This window comes from Nocardia sp. NPDC006044 (genome assembly GCF_042871115.1).
GTDB lineage: Bacteria > Actinomycetota > Actinomycetes > Mycobacteriales > Mycobacteriaceae > Nocardia.
Map to the genome: position 1 here is coordinate 1 of NZ_JBIAID010000003.1, position 17,772 is coordinate 17,772.

Consider the following 17,772-nt stretch of genomic DNA (forward strand, 5'->3'; position numbering starts at 1 on the left):
GCCAGGATCAAACTCTCCGTTGAAGACTCTCAACCACACCCGAAGGTGCAATCAGAACAATCTAACTAGAGTCCGAAAACCTAGCAAAACAAAACACCAGCAAAAAGTATTTGCTGACAAAAATGTCCGATCCCCTCAACCGGGGGGTATGAGGAATCGGAACCAATAAAATATTGGCACTGACATTCATCGACACACTATTGAGTTCTCAAAGAACACACGCACACACCATCGCACGGATCTTATCCGCTTGATCGGTGAGGCAACCTTACAGCTTAGCTCCGCTAAGAAACAAATCATGTCTCCGAGAGAGCTAGTGCGATTTCAGGCGCTCCTCGTCCTACCTCGTTTCCCGGTCCATCAGCTCAGCGTTTCCGCTGGGCTTCTCGGCTCCGGGTCGGTGTCCGTGTCGCTCTGACTTGGAATAAATTACGCGGCGAAGATCGCTAAGTCAAATCGCCTGCGCAGCGCGGGAATTCGCAGGCCAGAGCGTCGACACAGGGCCAGTCGCGGCGGTCGGTCCTGAGCGGCGCACGCCAGCGACCAATCAACCCGGCGAGTGCTCAACAAGCCCGACCCGCACAGCCCGTTATAGGTCACCCATCTATGTACTGCCCGGACTTACCAGTCCGGCGAACCGTTCCGCACTGATATTGCCGCCGGAGATGACGACGCCGACCCGGGCGCCGGCGAGTTGGACTCGACCTGCCAGCAATGCGGCGACACCCGCGGCGCCGGTCGGCTCGGCGACGATCTTCATCGTGTCGAACAGAAAGGACATCGCCGTCACCAACTGCTCGTCGGTCACCACGGCGATCTCATCCACCAGCCTGCGGTTGACAGGGAACGTGAGTTCGCCGGGGATTTCGGCGGCCTGCGCGTCGGCGATGGTGCGCGGAACCGGGATCCGAACCCGGTGACCTGCTTCGAGTGAACGTTTGGTGTCGTCGCCGGCGACGGGTTCGACGCCGACGATCCGAATGCCAGGCGAAAGCGCAGTCGCCGCGGTGGCACAGCCCGCCATCAGACCGCCACCGCCGATCGGAGCGAGAAAGTCGGTCAACGGTCCGGTCTTCTCGATGAGCTCGAGCGCCACCGTGCCCTGCCCGGCCATCACCCGCGGATCGTCGAACGGCGGAACAGCGGTCAGGCCGCGTTCGGCTGCCAGGGCCTCGCCGATCGCGGTGCGGTCCTGCGTGTAGCGGTCGTACAGGACGATCTCGGCCCCATATTCCTTCGTGGCAGCCAGTTTCGACGCGGGGGCGTCCGCGGGCATCACGATCACCGCCGAAGTGCCCAGCAGCCGCGCCGACAACGCAACGGCCTGGGCGTGGTTGCCGGAGGACCAGGCCACGACGCCGCGCGCGAATTGCTCGGCGGTCAGTTGCGAGATCGCGTTATAGGCGCCACGGAACTTGAACGCGCCGACCCGCTGGAAATTCTCACACTTGAGAAACACCTCGGCCCCGACCCGCTCGTTCAGTACACGGGACGTGAGCACCGGCGTCCGGTGCGCAACGCCGGCCAGCCGGTGCGCCGCCGCGCGCACGTCATCGACGGTGATATCGCCTGCCACGCACGGCATTCTGCCACCCGTGACCGAGCCAGGCAGCGCTGTCGATCGGCACCGACGTGCCCTGACTTGCTTCGGGTGTTGCGAAGCGGGACAACACCATTGATCGGTATCGAGACACCGCGCAGCCCGGCATGCAGGATTGACGGACACTCGGCGACAGGAGCGGGGCACTTGCAATGACATGGGACTGGCTCACAGATCTGCGCAGCACGCCCGCTCTGGGCGCGGTCGCCGGCGCTCTAGCCGCGCTGATCGTCGCTTTCGTCACAGGATGGTTCACGTCCCGGTCATCGCACAAGCTGCCCCATGAGCGATTGCACCTGCTGGTACAGATCCAGAAAGGCCTTCCCTCGGGTACCGACAGGGAAGGGGTGATCCGCACCCAGATTGGGCGTGAGCTGGCTGTACTACGCAGATACCGTCCCCCGAATTCGCCGGCCCACTCGCTGGTTTGGGTGAGCAACAGCGTCGCTCTGGTGCTGACCGCCCTGGCCTTCACCGGCCGCATTTCGTGGTGGGGTCCGATAGCCGCGTTCGCAGTCAGTGCGGGAATTCTCGGCCTCATATGGTTGAGCAACAGCTGACCGTGGAACGTCGTATCGGGACCGGGCCACACGAACCAGTTGACACTGGAATCGCCGAGCGAAGGATGAGTAGTCGGGTTGGTTGCCAGCGTCGATAGGTTTCAGCAGCGTCATCGCGGAGCGGGGTTTCCGTTGGCGGTGATCTATAAGTTCGTCGACGATCAGGGCGGGTACTTGGCCGCCTTGATCACGTATTACGCGTTCGTGTCGTTGTTTCCGCTGCTGCTGATTCTGACGACGGTGCTCAGCGTGCTGCTCGAGGCCGACCCGCAGCTTCAGCAGCGCATCCTCGATTCGGCGTTGAGTCAGTTTCCGGTGATCGGCGATCAGATCAGCCGGCCGGAGCGGCTCAGCGGAGGCACCGCCGGGGTGGTTGCCGGAATCGCGGTTGCGGCGTTCGGTGGTCTCGGGGTGTCGGTGGCGGTGCAGAACGCGATGAATGTCGCGTGGGCGGTGCCGGTCAACCAGCGGCCGAATCCGTTCATGGTGCGGGTGCGCGGGCTGATCGGACTGCTGATCCTCGGGCCGCTGATCCTCGCGGCGACGGTGTTGTCGCAGGTCGGAGCCGCGTGGCGGATCGGGTTCGGGTTCGCCTGGCTGCTCGTGCTCGCTTCGGTGGTGGTCAACGCGGGGTTGTTCGCGATGGCGTTCAAGTGGGCCCCGGTGCGATCCCTGAGCTGGCGGCAGGTGGCCCCCGGCGCGGTGGTCGCCGCGGTCGCGTGGCAGTTGTTGCAGCGATTCGGCTCGATCTATGTCGGCCAGGTGGTGAACCAATCCTCGGATACCAATGGGGTGTTCGCGGTGGTGCTCGGTCTTCTCGGGTTTCTGTACCTGGCCTCGTGCTCGGTCGTGTTGTGTATGGAGATCAATGTCGTGCGGGTCGACAAGCTTTATCCGCGGGCGCTGCTGTCGCCGTTCACCGAGAACGTCAACCTCACCAGCGGGGACCGACGCACCTACACCGACCAGGCACAGGCTCAGCGCAACAAAGACTTCGAAGACATCACCGTCACCTTCGACCAGCCTCCCGAGAAGTAGGACCCGGTCACGATCAGCACTCCACGGAGATTGGCGCAACATCCCGGCACTTCGGTTGCGGGTTACGGGAACTCGCCACACCGCGCCGGGTGATCTGGCCCAGTCCCCACAGCACCAGCGCGGAGAGTGAGTAGGCCGCGCCCACCCAGCAGGCGGCCGTCCATCCCCAATTGCTGTATGCCCAGGTGGTGGTGATCGCGCCGAGCGCGGATCCGAGCGAATAGCAGGCCATGTAGGCGCCGATGACGCTGCTGGCATGGTCGGGGTGCGCGGCGGTCAGCAGGTGCTGGCTGCTGACATGCACTGCCTGGACGGCGAAGTCGAGCACGATGACGCCGATGATGAGCGGCCACAAGGTCGCTTCGATCCGGGCGACGAGTAGCCATGCGGCGGTGAGCAACACCAGCGCGGAGCCCGTAATCGCCTGTGCTCGACCGGAATCCGCCCACCGTCCGGCCCGGGCGGCGCCGAGCGCTCCGGCCAGTCCGACCACACCGAACAACCCGATCTGCGTGGTGCCGAAATTCCAGGGATCGGAACCGAGCGGCAGGGCGAGTCCGCTCCAGAGGGTGCCGAAGGAGGCGAACAGGAAAAAGGTTATCAGCCCTCGGCTCAGGAACAGGCGATCGGTGCGCACGAGCCGCCCCATCGATGCCAGTACATGCACATACTTTGTGCCGGAGGTTCTGGGATCCGGGTCGAGTGCCGTGCGGACGATACGGGCCAGCACGACACAGAGCACCGCGAGCAGCGCATACACGGCCCGCCAGCTCACCGTGTCGCCCAGAACGCCGGCCAGAACACGGACGCCGAGAATGCCGACCACCACGCCGGAGGTCACCGCGCCGATATTGCGGCCGCGCTCGTCCGGCGCGGAAACGGCGGCCACATAGGCGACGGTCACCTGCACCACGACCGCGAACAAACCCGCGACCGCCAGCCCGGTCACCGCGACGGCACCGTTCGGCGCAACCGCCACGATCGCGGCACCCACGGCGGTGAGCAGCAGATGCACGATGATGAGCCGTCGGCGATTCAGCACGTCGCCGAGCGGAACCAGCAGAACGAGACCGGCGAAATAGCCGACCTGCCCGGCGGCAACCAGCCAACCGAGCGACTCGCGCGCCAATCCCAGGCCGACGCCCGCCGCCTCCAGTACCGGCTGGATCGCGTAGATCACCGACACTGCCACCGCGCACACCAGTGCCAGCACGAATCGCTGCGATCTCGTGACGGTTCCCACCATCACACCTCCCGGATTAGTAGCAAAATGCAACCATTGGAGCGTAGGGCATAATAGTTTCGAATTGCAACCAATCGGGCGGAGGCGCATGACCACGACACTCGGTTCCGGCCGCGACTGGACCGATCCCACCTGCCCGGTCGCGCGCACCGTCGACCTGGTCGGCGACCGATGGAGCCTGCTGATCGTGCGCGACGCCATGGACGGTGCGGCGACCTTCACCGACTTCCAGCAACGGCTCGGGATCGCTCGAAACATCCTCACCGACCGCCTGCGCAAGCTGGTCGACCACGGAATCCTCAGCACGAGCACCGCACCCGGCGGCAAACGGCACAGCTATGAACTCACCGCTGCCGGGCAGGACCTGTTCACCGTCGTCGTGGCGTTGCGGCAGTGGGGCGAACGTCACGCGTTCACCGCCGGCGAATCCCACTCGGTGCTCGTCGACCGTGACGGTCACCCCCTCCCCCGGCTACGCACCGAAAATCACGAGGGCAAGCGCGCCACCGCGACGAATACTCGAGTGCGGAAGATGGGAGACGCGTGACGCGGTTACCCGTCGAGGACCGCGTTGATATAGAGCAGGTCGCCCATGCGTAGGTCGTCACCGGTCAAGGGTTGAAGATTGTTGGCGGCCAACAGGTCCCGGATGGTAATGCCGTTCAGCACCCAGCCGCGGCCGACCAGGTAGGGGGCCGCCTCGTTGCGCTCGCCGTAATATCGCATCCGCGCCATGTCGGTATCGAAATTGTTTGCCCGCCAACGTTCGGAGATGCGGTGCAGGCGCTCCTTCGTCCGGTCTTCCTGACCCGGCTGCGGGTTAGGTTTGCTTTCCGTCGCCAACCGGCTTCCCGGCGCGCTGAGCCGAGTGATGTTGTCCAGCAAACGATCCTGTGCTTCCGGCGGCAGATAACCCAGCAGGCCCTCGGCGCTCCACGCGGTCGGCCGCTCCGGGTCGAAACCGGCGGCGCACAGTGCGGCGGGCCAATCGTCACGCAGATCGACAGCGGCAACCCGCCGGTCGGCGGTGGGGGCAGCGCCCAGCTCCGCCAGTGCGCGGGTCTTGAATTCGACGACCGGCGGCAGGTCGACCTCGTACACCACGGTCCCGGTCGGCCAGGACAGTCGGTAAGCGCGGGAATCCAACCCCGAGGCCAGGATCACGACCTGGGTGATGCCCGCGCCCGTCGCGCCGAGAAAGAACTCGTCGTAGAACTTGGTGCGCACCTTGGCCACATCGATCCAGACCTGCTCGACCAAGTCGCTAGGAAGCACTTGCCCGCTGGCCAATTGAGTCAGCAGGTCGACGCCGACCGCCCGGACCAGCGGTTCGGCGAACGGGTCATCGATGAGCGCAGGATCCGCGCGGGTCGCGATCGCGCGGACCGTCGCCGCCATGGTGGCGGTCGCGCCGACGCTGGACGCAAGGTCCCAGGTGTCTCCGTCATGTCTCGCTGAAGTCATGTTCCACCCCATCTCCGACGACGTGGCCAGGGCGGTTGTCAACCGGCCTGGCTGGATGGGCCGACGGTAACACCCGCCACCGACAGAGTGTGTTGGTCCACCTGGCGGGCGCGGGAAGCGCTGTCAGCCAACAGTTTTGGACGTTCGACCAACACTCGGCAGCTTCGGGCGCCGCATCACCACTCAGGCGAATTTCAGGCTCAGATGCTGTGTGATTCCTACGCGCTCGAGGTCCCGTGACACTTTTCACCGAGGTCACCTCGCGTCATATCCGAAACCGGATGAGCTTATGGCACAACTGGTCTTGGACCCGATGAACGGGCGCGACCTAGTGTCCGGGTATCCACTCCGACGAACCCGGCGTCGACACCACTGCGGCGGGATCGCGCCGGTCGAGCACTCCAGGAGATGATCGTGTGAGCGTCACCATTTCGCCTGCCATGCAACGAGTTCTGCCGCTGCTCGCCGACCCGCCGGCGGCCCCCACCGCGCCGCGCGGGTACCTCGACCAACTCGGATCCGCGGTCCAAGACGTCAACACCGGCATGGTGCAGGCGCTGTGGAGCTCCCGCATCGGCGCGTCCCTCTTCGACCATGCCGCGACAGCAGCCCGGCGCGTATTCGGCATCCTGCAATCGCCCACCGGACACCTGCACCTCCAACCTGGTCACACGGCACTCGACATCGGTTGCGGCCCGGGCGAAATCACCGCCGCGCTGGCCCGCACCGTAGGTCCGACCGGGCTCGCTCTCGGGATCGACATCTCCGAATCGATGCTCACCCGTGCCGCTCATCGGCACCGCGCCGACAACATCGCGTTCCTGCGCGCCGATGCACAGCGACTGCCGTTGCGGGACAACACCGTCGACGCGGTGACCTGTATCGCCGGTCTTCAGCTCATTCCCGACCCGATCGCAGCCATGGCCGAGATGATCCGGGTGCTGCGACCAGGCGGCTACCTCGCTGTGCTGGTGCCCACCGTGCGCACCGGTCCGATCGGGCGTTTCCTACCTGACGCCGGCGGTGCGCGCCTCTTCACTGCCACCGAAATCGCCGACACCGTCAAGGGTTTCGGACTCAGGGAGGTAGGGACTCGTCGTTTCGGGATGATCCAATGGACGTACGGACACAAGATCCGCGCGCAGCAGTGACACCGCCTTCGCTCACCACCGGTGTCCGATCGAGGCGTCACCTTCCGGCACCACTGCGAGGCCACACCGTGCCAGGCCGGCTGGAGGTCCCCGGCTCCCTCGAGTAATCGCCTGCGTCGCTCCGTGCGATGGCCCGCCGGGATGTGGAAACCACTGCTGCTCGCCGGTGAGGTCGGCAGGCTCGACGTGATGTCCGGGCGGGCGGCGCTGTTCGGCATCGGGGCCGGCGGCATCACTCCCGGAGAGAGCGACCCGCGCCCGCCCGCACGGTGCCGCCGCGCCCGTCGGCAAGGACGTAGGGTCCGCGCACCAGGTCGGCCGCACCTGTCGGAGGGTGCCGCTACATTGATCGCCGAAGTTGCCCGTCACAATCGAGCCTCGCTCGGCGAGAAGGAGTCACGTGAACACACCCACCGCCTTCGCCAATGTCGTCTACCCCACCGCGGATTTGGACGCGAGCGTTGCGGCGTTCACGGCGATGCTCGGCGCCGAGCCGGTCTTTCGCACCGAGGACTACGCGATGTACGCGATCGGCCTCGCGCTGTCGGCCAAACCGTGGGTGCCCCATCCACTGCCGTTCTGGACGGTGGTCGACATCGCGGCGACGCACACCGCGATGGTGGCCCTCGGCGCCACGGCGCTCGGCGAGGTCGCCGACAGGTCGCTCGCCGAGATCGGCACCGCGCCGATCGTCAACGGCGACCCGGAGACCGGCATCGTGGATCTACCCGGAAACCGCTTGGCCGTGCTCAAAGCAACCGACGGGAACCTGATCGCGATCAATCAGCCGATCGGCTGGTAGCGACCTTCCGGGGCCGATCACACCCAGCGGACATCCACGAGGATCAGGAGAACAAGAATGGGGAAGCTGCATCGGCCCGGGCGTCCGGCGGATCTGCCGGACGCGCGCGTGCTGTGGGCGCGGTGGGCGGCCGTGGCGCTCGCCACCTTCGACCGCGACGAGGAGCTGGAGCCGGCGCAGCATCGATCGGGTTATTGGATCGATGACGACGGATTGCATTGGGACGACTGCGGTTGCACGTGGTGGGTGCTGAAATGGTTCGGTGACGGTCGCGCGGTGCTCGTCGGGGAGGACGAATCGAGCAGGGTCAAGGGATACGAACCGGCGATCGATCTGCTGGCCGGCGCGCCGGAATGGGTTCCGCGGGACTATCTTCGAGGGTTGATCGATGACTACATGGTCGGCTGCGTGTATTGGTTCGATGACGGTGCCTGGCACCGGGCTCCTTACCCGGACGATCTCGCCGACGACGGACTCGACTGCGGCATATCGGCTTTGACGACCCCTGCGGACGCGGTGGGTGAGATCGCCGAGCGGTTGGAGTTCGACAACGGCGACACCGGCCTGCCCGAGCTGTGTGCGCAACTGATCGATGACGCCGAACGCGGAGCCATCACCGAGAACGGGCTTCGATCCTTCGCCGAGGAGATGCTGCGTTTGCAGACACAGCACTACCCCGAGGACGATCACGAACCGCGCACCGACGACGACCTCGCCGCCATGTTCGCACTGGCGAGGCGCGCGGGTATCGATACCGCCACGTGGAACGGCACACTCGGGGTCCGCACCTGAACCGGCGCTGGGGAGGTGACCAGCGCCGACCGGCCCGGTCGGCCCACGATGAACCCCGGCGGAGCCGGCCGTCGCGAGGACAGGCGAGTTTCAGCGCGGGCGAAGGTTCGCAATCGGCAGGCCGTGTTCGGCGTGCAGACGCTCGGCGACCAGCGAGCGATGGCACGCCTCCGGATCGCACTCCACGCAGAACAGGGCGGTCACCGAGTCGCTCGGTAGTTCGGCTACCAGGGCGGCGAGGTCGAAGGGGTCGAGGATTTCGTGGGTGTAGCGCTCGGCGTACTCGGCCGCCAAGGCGACACGATTGCGTTTGCCGACTCCTCGGCGATCGTCCTCACGATATTGGAGGTGGCGCAATTCAGTTGTCGGCGCCAGCCCCTTCACGTGCCGGTAGCCGATACCTGCTGCGGCGAGCGCGTTCTGGAGCCGGGCCGAGTTCGCCCACGAGTACTCGGGCCCGCGCACGCCGCGGCGTTGGCGCAGGTCCAGCAGCAGTCCCACGCCACCGCTCGCCAACTGCTCCAGGAAACCTTCGACGGTGAATCCGTAGACGCCGATCGTCGCGATACGCCTTATCGCGCTCCTCCGCACAGCGCGGCGGTGGGCTCGGACGGACCGGCCCACCGCCGCCCCGCTACGGCACGAGCGACGGCTGGTCCGTGGCCCACAGCCACGATCCGTCCGGCTGGCGGCGGGCGATCTCGACGGCGACCTCGCCGCTGGTCAGGGTGGACGCGGTCATGGCCAGGTCGCCGCTCACCAGGGCCGGATGTTGTCTGCCGGGCTCGAGTACCGGTGCGGCGGCGACGAATTGTTCGTACACCTTGCGGATCTCCGCGTGTCCGGTCGCGAGGCTGCCGGGCGGGAACGCCAGCACGGCGTCCGGCTCGTACAACGCCACCAGTCCGTCGACGTCGCCCGCGTTGGCCAGCTCGATGAAGAACTTGCCCAGGTCGTTCGGCTCGGTGGCCACTTTCTTGTTGGTCATACTGGTAAGGCTCTCAACGAATCACGACACCTTGTGTCGTGTATTTCTGCAAAGGTTTTCGTATGCGCGCCGATCGACTGGTCTCGATGGTGTTGCTGTTGCGCCGGCACGACCGGTTGTCCGCGGCGGCGCTGGCGCGTGAGCTGGAGGTGTCCACGCGGACCGTGCTGCGCGATATCGAGGCGCTGTCCGCGGCCGGCGTCCCGGTCTACGCCGAACGCGGACGGCACGGTGGTTTCGCGTTGCTCCCCGGTTTCCGGACCGAGCTCACCGGACTCAATCACGACGAGGCGCTTGCGCTGCTGGTCGCCGGATCACGACGCGGCGCACAGGCATTCGGCCTCGGTTCGGCGCTCGCCTCGGCGGTGCTCAAGGTGGTGGACGCGCTGCCCGAAAGCTATCGGGCCACCGCGGCCGACGTGGCCGAGCGATTGCTCATCGACCCGGAGACCGATCTGCTGTCGCGTCGGCTGAGTACCGAGGAGGTGCCCGGCACCGTATTGACCGAGGTCCGCCGCGCGGTGTTCGCCGGGCACAAGTTGCGCATCCAATACGCGGCGGTGGACCAGCAGCCTCATTGGCGCACGGTCGATCCGATCGGCCTGGTCACCGTGCGCGACCAGGGCTATTTGCTCGCCACGAAGTCAGGCGCGGACCGCACCTACCGACTGTCCAGGATCTCGGCCGCCGAAGAACTCCCGGAACCTGCCGAGCGACCGGACCGCGTCGATCTGGAACAAGCCTGGCAGCAGCGCAGCACCCGGTTCCGGTCCGGCGGCGACCAGGTCACCGTACTGGTGCGGTTGCACCCGGCCCGGCGGGAAGAACTCGTGGCCACCGCGCTGGCCGTCCACATCGAGGAAACCGACCCCGACGGCCGCCTGCGGCTAGAGGTCACCTTCCAAGACCCCAGGCACGCCGAATGGGCACTGTGGCAACTCGCCACCGACGCGGAACCCCTTGCCCCCCAATGGTTACGAACCTCCCTGCACACCCGCGCCACCGCCCTCGCCACCCACTACGAAGAGCCCTCCTGAGCCCGATCCATTACGCGGTGCGCAGGCCGTTGATAAGGATCGATAGGAGGCGGGGGGCTCGGGTGTCCAGTTCGGTGTCGTCTAGGCGGGAGAGCCAGCTGATGAGGATGATGACGTCGCGGGCCTCGGCGTCGGGACGGATGGTGTTGTTCGCGCGGCCGGCGGCGAGGAGGAGTTCGACGGCGTCGCCGATGGGGCCTCGGCTGTGGGCGGCGAGGTCTTGCCAGGTTGCGGCTTCGACGGCGGCGAAGATGTCGCGTTTGAGTCGGGCGTAGGTGGCGACCTGGTCGAACCATTCGGCGAGTGCGTCCAAGGGTTGGTTGGTTGCCAGTAGACGTGGGGCCGCGTCGACCAGGTTTTCCACGTCGCGGCGATAGACCTCGGCGAGGAGGTCCTCGCGGGTGGGAAAGTGCCGGTAGAGCGTGCCCTGTCCGATACCGCAGGCCTTCGCGACGGCGTTGAGTTTCAGTTCGCCCGGCTCGCGGACGAGTTCGCGGGCTGCCCGGAGGATTCGATCGCGGTTGCGTTGGGCGTCTGAACGGCGCGTGCCGGCGCCCTTGACAGAAGCGGACACCTGTCCGCTAAGGTCGTCGGAGTAAACGGACATGTGTCCACTCTAGCTGGAGGACGTTCGATGACCATCGAAGGCAAGGTTGTTGCAATCACTGGCGCCAGTAGCGGAATCGGTGAGGCGACGGCTCGTCATCTCGCTTCGCTCGGTGCCATCGTTGCGCTCGGGGCCCGCCGCACCGAGCGGCTGGAGCGGGTGGTCGCCCAGATCGAGGCGGACGGGGGTGCGGCGGTCGCGACGCGCGTGGACGTCACCGAGCGTGGCGACCTCCAGTCGCTCGTCGGGCTCGCCGTCGAGCGGTTCGGGCGGCTGGACGTGCTGGTGGGCAACGCGGGGATCAGCAAGATCGGCCCGGTTGACGACCTGGATGTCGAGGGCTGGTCGGCGATGATCGATGTGAACGTCAAGGGGATCCTGCACGGGATCGCCGCCGCCCTACCGGTTTTCCGCCGTCAGGGTAGCGGTCATCTCGTCACGGTGGTCTCGACCTCCGGGCTGAAAATCGTTCCTACGCAAGCGGTGTACGCCGGGACGAAGAACGCCGTACGCACTTTGCTCGAAGGACTGCGACAGGAAAGCACGGATGGAGTGGTGCGGACGACATCGATCTCGCCGGGCTATGTCCGCACCGAGCTGATCGATCACGCGGTCGACGATCCGGCGGTGCTCGAACAGGCAAGGCGGAGTATGGCCGATCTCGGCATCGACCCCACGGCCGTGGCACGGGCCATCGCCTTTGCCATCGACCAACCCGATGATGTCGAAATCGGCGACCTGACCATCCGGCCGACTCGCCAGAATTGAGTTCCTACTTCCGCACGACCAGCTCGAGGGCGATGTTGTCCGGGTCGCGGAACTCCAGGATGTAGCTGACGCCGATGTCCTTGATCTCCTCGCGCTTGACCTCGCACGCGTCGAGATGGGCTGCGGCAGTTTCGAGTTCGGCTAGGGAGCCGAGGGAGAAGGCGAGATGGTCGAGGCCGACGTTGTTCTCATCGAAGGGGTCGGTACCCGCGGGGCGCAGCCCGATCATCCCGTGCCCCATCCGGTAGATCACCCCACCGTGCAGAAACGCAAGACGCTGCCGCGTCTCATCATCGGCATCTGCCGGAACCTCCAGCGCCACAGGCCATCCGAAGACCTTCTCGTAGAAGGCCCGCGACCGATCGATGTCACATACCGTCAAACGCAGATGGGCAATGGATTCCGCGGAGATCGACATGCGACCGATGCTCGCACACCATTCCCCTACCCGCCGGTTCGACGCGCACCCCCACACCGCTCCCCCACCCGAATGCCCTGAGCATCAACAGGTCTGGGCGCACCCACGCACGATGCCCTTACCTGCACGTCACGCGCTTGGCGAGAAGTCCTCGTTGTGACCCCTGGGCGGCAGAAAAGGATGTTTGCCGCGAGGCACAATGCACAGGTGGAACAGCCCAGAGTCCGTGTGGCCGCCTACGTGATTCGCGATCGCGACGGTCCGCAGCTCCTGGTCTTCGACCATGTCGGCATGCCAGAGGCAGGGACCCAGATTCCAGCCGGCGGCGTAGGCGCGGACGAAAGCCTCGAACATGCTGTCCTGCGCGAGATAACAGAGGAGACCGGGCTCACCGATCTGGAGGTGATCGGGTCGATCGCGGTGGACAACCGGCCGCATCCAGACACGGGCGCTCCACGTCGAACCACGTACTTCGAGGTACGACCCCGAGCAGATGTGGCCGATAGCTGGACGCACCGTGTCCGCAGCGAGGGTGCGGACAACGGTTTGGTCTTCGCTTGCCGTTTCGAACCTCTGCCGCTCAGCAGACCATTAGCCGACCGTCAAGACGCCTGGCTGCACGGCGGTGCAGCTAGCTATTCCAGCCATTCGGTAATGAAGTGCGGGCTCACATGGATGTGAACGGCCTCGTATCCACCTGGGCCGGTGCGGAACTTATGTGGTGTGCCCGCCGGCGCGACGAGCACCTGACCGGCGCGGGCGATCAGGCATTCGTCGCCCAGGGTGAACGTCGCGCTGCCGCGCCGGATGATGAATGTCTCCGCGTACGGGTGCTGATGGAGCCGGGGGCCGACGCCTTCTTCGGAGGTGGATTCGATGATGATCGATATGCCAGGGTCGCCGGGTAGGTACTGGTAGTCCTGGGTCCAGGCGTCGCCGTCGTCGCGTCCGTCCGCTCGGTCGATTACCAGGCGGCTCGGGTCTGTAGCAGTCATCGATTACCTCCGAAGGGCGGTCTCGCTGGCTGAATTCGGCGTCTATCGCCCCATCGGGCGAGCTTACCGCCTCCGGTGTGCCAACCCACGCGTCGACCATCGTTCGCACCCGTCCCGCACGCCGGCCGGTGACGCAGGCCATGATGAACCCGACCCGAACATGGCTCCGATAGGCGAGGACAGTATGGCTACACCCGGATTTCTGCCGAATTCCCTTGACCCCGAGGGTGTTCCGTTGTGGATCAGCGGGCTGGCGAGCGACGATCCCAATCACTGTGTACACGTGGTCCGCGGACTCGAACCCGCTGCGGCACTCGAAGCACTGGGAGCCAAGGCACACCTGATCCGGTCGTGCACACTTCCAGCGGACAAGCCGGACGAGTTGACCTCCCTGCCGGCGGCGGCACTGGGCACCGAGCGAGGCGATGCCGCGACACTGCTGGCGGGGCAGGTCGGCGAATGGACCTTCATCTATGACGATTTCGGCGCCACCGACGACGCGACGGTGCTATCGGCCGACGGCCGCGTCGCCGCGACGAGCTACTTCTCCATCAATGCCGACGCGAGCCTGATCTACTACGTCGACGGAAACGAGATCGCCTGGATCAACGTCGACGACCTCGAACTCGACACCGACCTGGCCGACCTACCCGGCGAACTGCGCGCGGCGTTCGAAGCCGCCGGCACCGTCGACCACGATTACCTCGATCCGGGCGAGGCCGATTATGCCATCGCCCTTCGTGCGATCAGCGCACTCGCAGGCATCCACTACACCCTCGACGATCTACGTCAAATCCCATTGCTGGTAACACCTTTCGCCTGAGTCGAGCGCTGAGTTACCCCGGCGATCCCGCGCAGGGGCGTCGTCCGGGCGATGGTGTCGGGCGAGTGGCGTCGAAAGCGCGCTCGCCGGCTTTCGAGTACCGACTCCTGGTAATGAATTTCGGGAAGATCTTGATGCCGATTGGCTGGTCTAGCACCACGCTCCGATCAAGGGGTTCAGGTCACACCGCCCTCCGGTGTCCCGCGCGGTGGACAGGGGCGCTGGCGTCTCATGCCGACTCAGCGCAGCGTCGGCCGGGGTGGCGCAGATAAGGATCGAAACGCCCACCAAGCTTCCGGTGGCGATGGCACGTAGGACGCGCATCTGGAACTCCTATCAGTAAGTAGTTGCGAGGCAGGTGAATCCGGGAGGACGTCTACGAGGTTCCTTCCAGGACAGCGCGCGATTCCGGCCGGGGCTACGTCATTGCGTCGGAGCACTCCCAACCAGCCGGGTCACGAGGAAGGCGATGATCTCGTCGCGGGCCGCGGCGGTCGGCTCCCCTGCCGCGTCGACCAGATGCGCGGTGACCACGCTGTGCGGGCAGCCGATGATCTGCGAGAAGAACGGCGGCGGAGCAGGATTGGCCGCCGCGGCGGGCAGCACCCGAGGCTCGAAGCGCGGGCCCAGTGCCTTGGCGTAGGCGGCGAAACGCTGCTCTGTACAGTAACGGTCGCCCTGGAAGCGGTAGGCGCGCACCACGAGATCATCACGATCGAGCCGCTCCCGTACGGCCGTCAGGTCATCGGGCGAAATCTCCAGTCCGCCAGGCTCATCCAGTGGCAGCGAGGGCTGGCACAGCACCGGCGCCAGCACTGCGGGCTCGAGCATCATGGTGAGCGCGAAGTTGCCGGTGAAGCACATGCCGAGCGCGCCGACGCCGAGACCGCCGCATTCGCGATGAGCCAGGGCTGCCAGCGCACGCAGCCACCCGGCGATCGGGCTGGACTTGCCCGCGCCGAAGGCCCGGAATTCCGCGCTGACACAGGCGCGTCTGAAGACCGCCATGCCGGCCTCGGCCTCTGGATAGGCACCGTCCCGGCCGAACAGTGACGGCAGGTAGACGGTGAGACCGGCGTCGCGGACCCAGCGGGCGAAGCGGGCCACGTCGGGGCTGATGCCGGGCATTTCCGCCATGATGATGACCGCCGGTCCGATGCCGCTGACGTACACCGTGCGGGTTACTCCGTCGAGCATGATCGACCGGTTTGCGAAATCGGCGAGGTCGTCATCGAGAGAATCCGGTGGGGGAGATTGCTGCACACCCGAAACCCTGCCGCACCAGGTCAGCACACCGCCACTGGTGAAACCGCCACCATTCGGTCTAATCTCGCCACATGATTACTCACCTCGCGCTGGACGGGGTGCTCGAAGGTGCACTCGGCCTCGGCATCGACATCGTCGACACGGCGGCCGAGATCGGCGGCGACACAGCGGGCGAGCGACTGCGCCAGCGCGTCGCCTCCGTCGACGGGCTGCCGGTCCGATCCAGCGGCGGACGACTGATCAGCGTCGATGCCGAAACCCAGCTCCGCTCAGCGAAGTTCGCGCCTGGCGACATTTTGGTACTGCCAGGGCCGTCCGCGTCCAGCGAGGCACGTGTCGACGAATTGCTGATGCGACCCCAGACCCTGCAGGCCGTCGAAATCATCCGGCGCGCCGCCGATTCCGGCGCTACGGTGGCCGCCTCCTGCTCGGCCGTTTTCGTGCTGGCGGCCTCGGGGCTGCTGGCGGGCCGGGCCGCCACGACCACCTGGTGGCTGGCGCCGCTGCTCACCCGCCACTTCCCGGATGTCACCGTGCGCGCCGATCGCATGGTCGTCGACAGCCGCGAAATACTCACCGCCGGTGCGGCTTTCGCCCATACAGATCTGCTGCTGGCGCTGGTCGCCCGCCTCTGCGGCGGTGCGCTGGCCGAGCAGGTGGCCCACTACCTGGTGCTCGACGCCCGTATGTCACAGTCGCGCTATATGGTGCTCGAGCATCTCCGGGTCACCGACCCGGCACTGCGCGCCGTGCAACAGCACGCGCAGGCCAATCTGCATCGGCAGCTATCACTCGACGAATTGGCCAGTGTGGCAGCGGTTTCTCCGCGCACCCTGACCCGGCGTATCCGCGACCGTCTCGGCGTCTCGTTCACCGAGTACATACATCGCCTCCGGGTCGGGCAGGCGGCCACCTTGCTCATGACCACGCGCGAACCCGTCGACATGATCGCGAGCGCGGTCGGCTACGCCGATCCGGCCGCCTTCCGGCGGATCTACCGCAGGCACACCGGCGAGTCACCGACCGCCACCCGCACCCGCACGGCCGAGCCGACCTACCTCGATATGCCGGAAGGCAGCGAAGATTCCGTTTCGTAAACTACTGCAGGCCGCATCCCCACCATCACCGGAGCGACCGGAAATCCGATAGAAGGCTTGTTTTCTCACCCGAATCGTAGAAAGTCTTTTCAGTCGTCGTCTTATACCGCACGTCGTCTTTACTTCGCTGACGCCAGCAGACATCGAAGCCGGGTATGGCTGCCGGAACCGACCGCCACCACCGGCTTGCCGATGGGGCGAGTGGAGTAGTCCCTCGCGATATCCTGTTCGATCTGTACACGCACAGCGGGAGGGACTGAATTGTCCATGATGGCCATGCGGGCGTGTCGGCGAAATCGGCGAAATGCCAACTCTTTTGCAACCGTTCCGGCGCGGTGACGGCGGCGCATTTCGATCCGATCGACGTGATCACGGTCCAACTGACCGGCCGCAAGACGTGGCGGGTCGCGGCAACGAATTCACGCCTGCCCCGCTCGAAGGCTGGTCGACCCACGACTCGGTACCGCCAACCCTGCGGCTCTACAGCGGTGGCAGGTCGGCGCGTAAGCCGTCGAGGGAGATGTGCAGCAGTCGGCGCCACAGGTCCGGGCGGCACTCGTCGGTGATCTGGACGGCGTGGCCGAGGGAGACCAGCAGGAGAACCAGGTCGTCGGCGGTCACTCCGGGGCGCAGCCGAGCGGTGGCGCGGACGCATAGCTCCTCGATGACGAGGCGAAGGCGCCCAAGGCCTTCCGGGTCGGGATCCGGCACGGCCAGCGCGAAGTGCTCCATGATCGCGCGGTGGTGCGCGTAACCGGCGAGGGCCTGCTGATAGAACTCGATCAGTGCCGCCCAGGGATCCTCGGCGGTGGCGGCCGCCGTGCGCGCGGATTCCGCCCACTCCGCGAAGTCCTTGCGCAGCACCGTCTGGACGAGATCTTCCTTCGTCGGGAAGTGCCGGTACAGGGTGCCCATGCCCACCTTGCTGCGGCGGGCGATTTCACGTACATCCACCGCGGTGCCCTGCTCGGCCAGCACCGCGGAGGCAGCCTCGATGATGGCTTCGCGGTTGCGGATCGCGTCCGCTCGGGGCGCGCGCCGCCGACTGGTGCTCTCCGATCCGGTTATCGCCATGCGACGAGCATATCTCCTTATACGGAGCATGCGCTCCGCCCGTGCTAGC

The 17,772-nt window shown here is 66.0% G+C and carries 22 protein-coding genes; 12 read left to right on the forward strand and 10 right to left on the reverse strand.

Going from position 1 to position 17,772, the window contains the following annotated elements; genetic code table 11:
- Window positions 1–604: 604 nt before the first annotated feature.
- The gene (locus ACFYO1_RS24630) at window positions 605–1,576 is read right to left on the reverse strand and encodes a threo-3-hydroxy-L-aspartate ammonia-lyase (RefSeq protein WP_387235387.1); all 972 of its coding nucleotides are present in this window, start codon (window positions 1,574–1,576) and stop codon (window positions 605–607) included.
- 176 nt (window positions 1,577–1,752) lie between these two features.
- On the opposite strand from ACFYO1_RS24630, the gene ACFYO1_RS24635 reads away from it, so the two are divergent.
- Complete coding sequence (locus ACFYO1_RS24635; RefSeq protein WP_387235390.1) at window positions 1,753–2,160, forward strand: hypothetical protein; 408 nt, start codon at window positions 1,753–1,755, stop codon at window positions 2,158–2,160.
- A 138-nt stretch (window positions 2,161–2,298) separates the two neighbouring features.
- Entirely contained in the window at window positions 2,299–3,198 is a 900-nt protein-coding gene (locus tag ACFYO1_RS24640) for a YihY/virulence factor BrkB family protein (protein WP_387238517.1), read from the forward strand.
- 13 nt (window positions 3,199–3,211) lie between these two features.
- Here the strand turns inward: ACFYO1_RS24640 and ACFYO1_RS24645 are convergent, their stop codons facing one another.
- Window positions 3,212–4,441: an MFS transporter gene (locus ACFYO1_RS24645; protein WP_387235393.1), complete on the reverse strand. Its 1,230-nt coding sequence runs from the start codon at window positions 4,439–4,441 to the stop codon at window positions 3,212–3,214.
- An 88-nt stretch (window positions 4,442–4,529) separates the two neighbouring features.
- Between ACFYO1_RS24645 and ACFYO1_RS24650 the strand changes: the two genes are divergently transcribed.
- Window positions 4,530–4,988 (forward strand): winged helix-turn-helix transcriptional regulator, encoded by a 459-nt coding sequence (locus ACFYO1_RS24650; protein ID WP_387235396.1) that lies wholly within the window; start codon window positions 4,530–4,532, stop codon window positions 4,986–4,988.
- Window positions 4,989–4,993: 5 nt separating this feature from the next.
- On the opposite strand, the gene ACFYO1_RS24655 is transcribed toward ACFYO1_RS24650, so the two are convergent.
- Window positions 4,994–5,905: an SAM-dependent methyltransferase gene (locus tag ACFYO1_RS24655; RefSeq protein ID WP_387235399.1), complete on the reverse strand. Its 912-nt coding sequence runs from the start codon at window positions 5,903–5,905 to the stop codon at window positions 4,994–4,996.
- 440 nt (window positions 5,906–6,345) lie between these two features.
- On the opposite strand from ACFYO1_RS24655, the gene ACFYO1_RS24660 reads away from it, so the two are divergent.
- The 3 genes from ACFYO1_RS24660 to ACFYO1_RS24670 all read left to right on the forward strand — a co-directional run bounded on the left by ACFYO1_RS24660 (window position 6,346) and on the right by ACFYO1_RS24670 (window position 8,650).
- On the forward strand, window positions 6,346–7,056 hold the full coding sequence (locus ACFYO1_RS24660; RefSeq protein ID WP_387238520.1) for a class I SAM-dependent methyltransferase: 711 nt from the start codon (window positions 6,346–6,348) through the stop codon (window positions 7,054–7,056).
- Between the two features lie 400 nt (window positions 7,057–7,456).
- Entirely contained in the window at window positions 7,457–7,858 is a 402-nt protein-coding gene (locus ACFYO1_RS24665; RefSeq protein WP_387235402.1) for a VOC family protein, read from the forward strand.
- Window positions 7,859–7,915: 57 nt separating this feature from the next.
- On the forward strand, window positions 7,916–8,650 hold the full coding sequence (locus tag ACFYO1_RS24670; RefSeq protein WP_387235405.1) for a hypothetical protein: 735 nt from the start codon (window positions 7,916–7,918) through the stop codon (window positions 8,648–8,650).
- 90 nt (window positions 8,651–8,740) lie between these two features.
- Here the strand turns inward: ACFYO1_RS24670 and ACFYO1_RS24675 are convergent, their stop codons facing one another.
- Both ACFYO1_RS24675 and ACFYO1_RS24680 read right to left on the reverse strand, forming a co-directional pair.
- Window positions 8,741–9,241, reverse strand: coding sequence for a DUF488 domain-containing protein (locus ACFYO1_RS24675; protein ID WP_387235408.1), 501 nt, complete (start codon window positions 9,239–9,241; stop codon window positions 8,741–8,743).
- Window positions 9,242–9,284: 43 nt separating this feature from the next.
- Window positions 9,285–9,638: a YybH family protein gene (locus ACFYO1_RS24680; protein WP_387235411.1), complete on the reverse strand. Its 354-nt coding sequence runs from the start codon at window positions 9,636–9,638 to the stop codon at window positions 9,285–9,287.
- Between the two features lie 62 nt (window positions 9,639–9,700).
- Here ACFYO1_RS24680 and ACFYO1_RS24685 point away from each other — a divergent pair, with 62 nt between their 5' ends.
- Window positions 9,701–10,675: a helix-turn-helix transcriptional regulator gene (locus ACFYO1_RS24685; protein ID WP_387235415.1), complete on the forward strand. Its 975-nt coding sequence runs from the start codon at window positions 9,701–9,703 to the stop codon at window positions 10,673–10,675.
- Between the two features lie 10 nt (window positions 10,676–10,685).
- On the opposite strand, the gene ACFYO1_RS24690 is transcribed toward ACFYO1_RS24685, so the two are convergent.
- The gene (locus ACFYO1_RS24690) at window positions 10,686–11,282 is read right to left on the reverse strand and encodes a TetR/AcrR family transcriptional regulator (protein ID WP_387235418.1); all 597 of its coding nucleotides are present in this window, start codon (window positions 11,280–11,282) and stop codon (window positions 10,686–10,688) included.
- 27 nt (window positions 11,283–11,309) lie between these two features.
- Here ACFYO1_RS24690 and ACFYO1_RS24695 point away from each other — a divergent pair, with 27 nt between their 5' ends.
- Entirely contained in the window at window positions 11,310–12,050 is a 741-nt protein-coding gene (locus tag ACFYO1_RS24695; RefSeq protein ID WP_387235421.1) for an SDR family oxidoreductase, read from the forward strand.
- Between the two features lie 4 nt (window positions 12,051–12,054).
- On the opposite strand, the gene ACFYO1_RS24700 is transcribed toward ACFYO1_RS24695, so the two are convergent.
- Window positions 12,055–12,468 (reverse strand): VOC family protein, encoded by a 414-nt coding sequence (locus tag ACFYO1_RS24700; protein ID WP_387235424.1) that lies wholly within the window; start codon window positions 12,466–12,468, stop codon window positions 12,055–12,057.
- Between the two features lie 207 nt (window positions 12,469–12,675).
- On the opposite strand from ACFYO1_RS24700, the gene ACFYO1_RS24705 reads away from it, so the two are divergent.
- Window positions 12,676–13,149, forward strand: coding sequence for an NUDIX domain-containing protein (locus tag ACFYO1_RS24705; RefSeq protein ID WP_387235427.1), 474 nt, complete (start codon window positions 12,676–12,678; stop codon window positions 13,147–13,149).
- Here ACFYO1_RS24705 and ACFYO1_RS24710 read toward each other — a convergent pair.
- Window positions 13,104–13,463 (reverse strand): cupin domain-containing protein, encoded by a 360-nt coding sequence (locus tag ACFYO1_RS24710; protein WP_387235430.1) that lies wholly within the window; start codon window positions 13,461–13,463, stop codon window positions 13,104–13,106. The genes ACFYO1_RS24705 and ACFYO1_RS24710 overlap by 46 nt on opposite strands.
- 184 nt (window positions 13,464–13,647) lie before the next feature.
- Between ACFYO1_RS24710 and ACFYO1_RS24715 the strand changes: the two genes are divergently transcribed.
- Complete coding sequence (locus ACFYO1_RS24715) at window positions 13,648–14,286, forward strand: DUF6461 domain-containing protein (protein ID WP_387235433.1); 639 nt, start codon at window positions 13,648–13,650, stop codon at window positions 14,284–14,286.
- A gap of 423 nt (window positions 14,287–14,709) precedes the next feature.
- Here ACFYO1_RS24715 and ACFYO1_RS24720 read toward each other — a convergent pair whose 3' ends face one another.
- Window positions 14,710–15,483, reverse strand: coding sequence for a dienelactone hydrolase family protein (locus ACFYO1_RS24720; RefSeq protein WP_387238523.1), 774 nt, complete (start codon window positions 15,481–15,483; stop codon window positions 14,710–14,712).
- Window positions 15,484–15,623: 140 nt separating this feature from the next.
- On the opposite strand from ACFYO1_RS24720, the gene ACFYO1_RS24725 reads away from it, so the two are divergent.
- Window positions 15,624–16,649 carry a GlxA family transcriptional regulator gene (locus ACFYO1_RS24725; RefSeq protein ID WP_387235436.1) on the forward strand — a complete coding sequence of 342 codons (1,026 nt, stop codon included), beginning with the start codon at window positions 15,624–15,626 and terminating at the stop codon, window positions 16,647–16,649.
- A 365-nt stretch (window positions 16,650–17,014) separates the two neighbouring features.
- A complete protein-coding gene (locus ACFYO1_RS24730; protein ID WP_387238526.1) occupies window positions 17,015–17,215 on the forward strand; it encodes a hypothetical protein in 201 nt (66 codons plus the stop codon).
- Here the strand turns inward: ACFYO1_RS24730 and ACFYO1_RS24735 are convergent.
- The gene (locus ACFYO1_RS24735; RefSeq protein ID WP_387235439.1) at window positions 17,130–17,723 is read right to left on the reverse strand and encodes a TetR/AcrR family transcriptional regulator; all 594 of its coding nucleotides are present in this window, start codon (window positions 17,721–17,723) and stop codon (window positions 17,130–17,132) included. The two genes, ACFYO1_RS24730 and ACFYO1_RS24735, sit on opposite strands and share 86 nt — an antisense overlap.
- Between the last annotated feature and the right edge of the window lie 49 nt (window positions 17,724–17,772).

Coding starts and splice junctions, on each gene's coding strand:
- ACFYO1_RS24715 (WP_387235433.1), top strand. CDS start 13,648: ATGGCTACACCCGGATTTCTGCCGAATTCCCTTGACCCCGAGGGTGTT.
- ACFYO1_RS24735 (WP_387235439.1), bottom strand. CDS start 17,723: ATGGCGATAACCGGATCGGAGAGCACCAGTCGGCGGCGCGCGCCCCGA.
- ACFYO1_RS24660 (WP_387238520.1), top strand. CDS start 6,346: ATGCAACGAGTTCTGCCGCTGCTCGCCGACCCGCCGGCGGCCCCCACC.
- ACFYO1_RS24685 (WP_387235415.1), top strand. CDS start 9,701: ATGCGCGCCGATCGACTGGTCTCGATGGTGTTGCTGTTGCGCCGGCAC.
- ACFYO1_RS24635 (WP_387235390.1), top strand. CDS start 1,753: ATGACATGGGACTGGCTCACAGATCTGCGCAGCACGCCCGCTCTGGGC.
- ACFYO1_RS24710 (WP_387235430.1), bottom strand. CDS start 13,463: ATGACTGCTACAGACCCGAGCCGCCTGGTAATCGACCGAGCGGACGGA.
- ACFYO1_RS24670 (WP_387235405.1), top strand. CDS start 7,916: ATGGGGAAGCTGCATCGGCCCGGGCGTCCGGCGGATCTGCCGGACGCG.
- ACFYO1_RS24650 (WP_387235396.1), top strand. CDS start 4,530: ATGACCACGACACTCGGTTCCGGCCGCGACTGGACCGATCCCACCTGC.
- ACFYO1_RS24700 (WP_387235424.1), bottom strand. CDS start 12,468: ATGTCGATCTCCGCGGAATCCATTGCCCATCTGCGTTTGACGGTATGT.
- ACFYO1_RS24655 (WP_387235399.1), bottom strand. CDS start 5,905: ATGACTTCAGCGAGACATGACGGAGACACCTGGGACCTTGCGTCCAGC.
- ACFYO1_RS24690 (WP_387235418.1), bottom strand. CDS start 11,282: ATGTCCGTTTACTCCGACGACCTTAGCGGACAGGTGTCCGCTTCTGTC.
- ACFYO1_RS24720 (WP_387238523.1), bottom strand. CDS start 15,483: ATGCTCGACGGAGTAACCCGCACGGTGTACGTCAGCGGCATCGGACCG.
- ACFYO1_RS24725 (WP_387235436.1), top strand. CDS start 15,624: ATGATTACTCACCTCGCGCTGGACGGGGTGCTCGAAGGTGCACTCGGC.
- ACFYO1_RS24680 (WP_387235411.1), bottom strand. CDS start 9,638: ATGACCAACAAGAAAGTGGCCACCGAGCCGAACGACCTGGGCAAGTTC.
- ACFYO1_RS24695 (WP_387235421.1), top strand. CDS start 11,310: ATGACCATCGAAGGCAAGGTTGTTGCAATCACTGGCGCCAGTAGCGGA.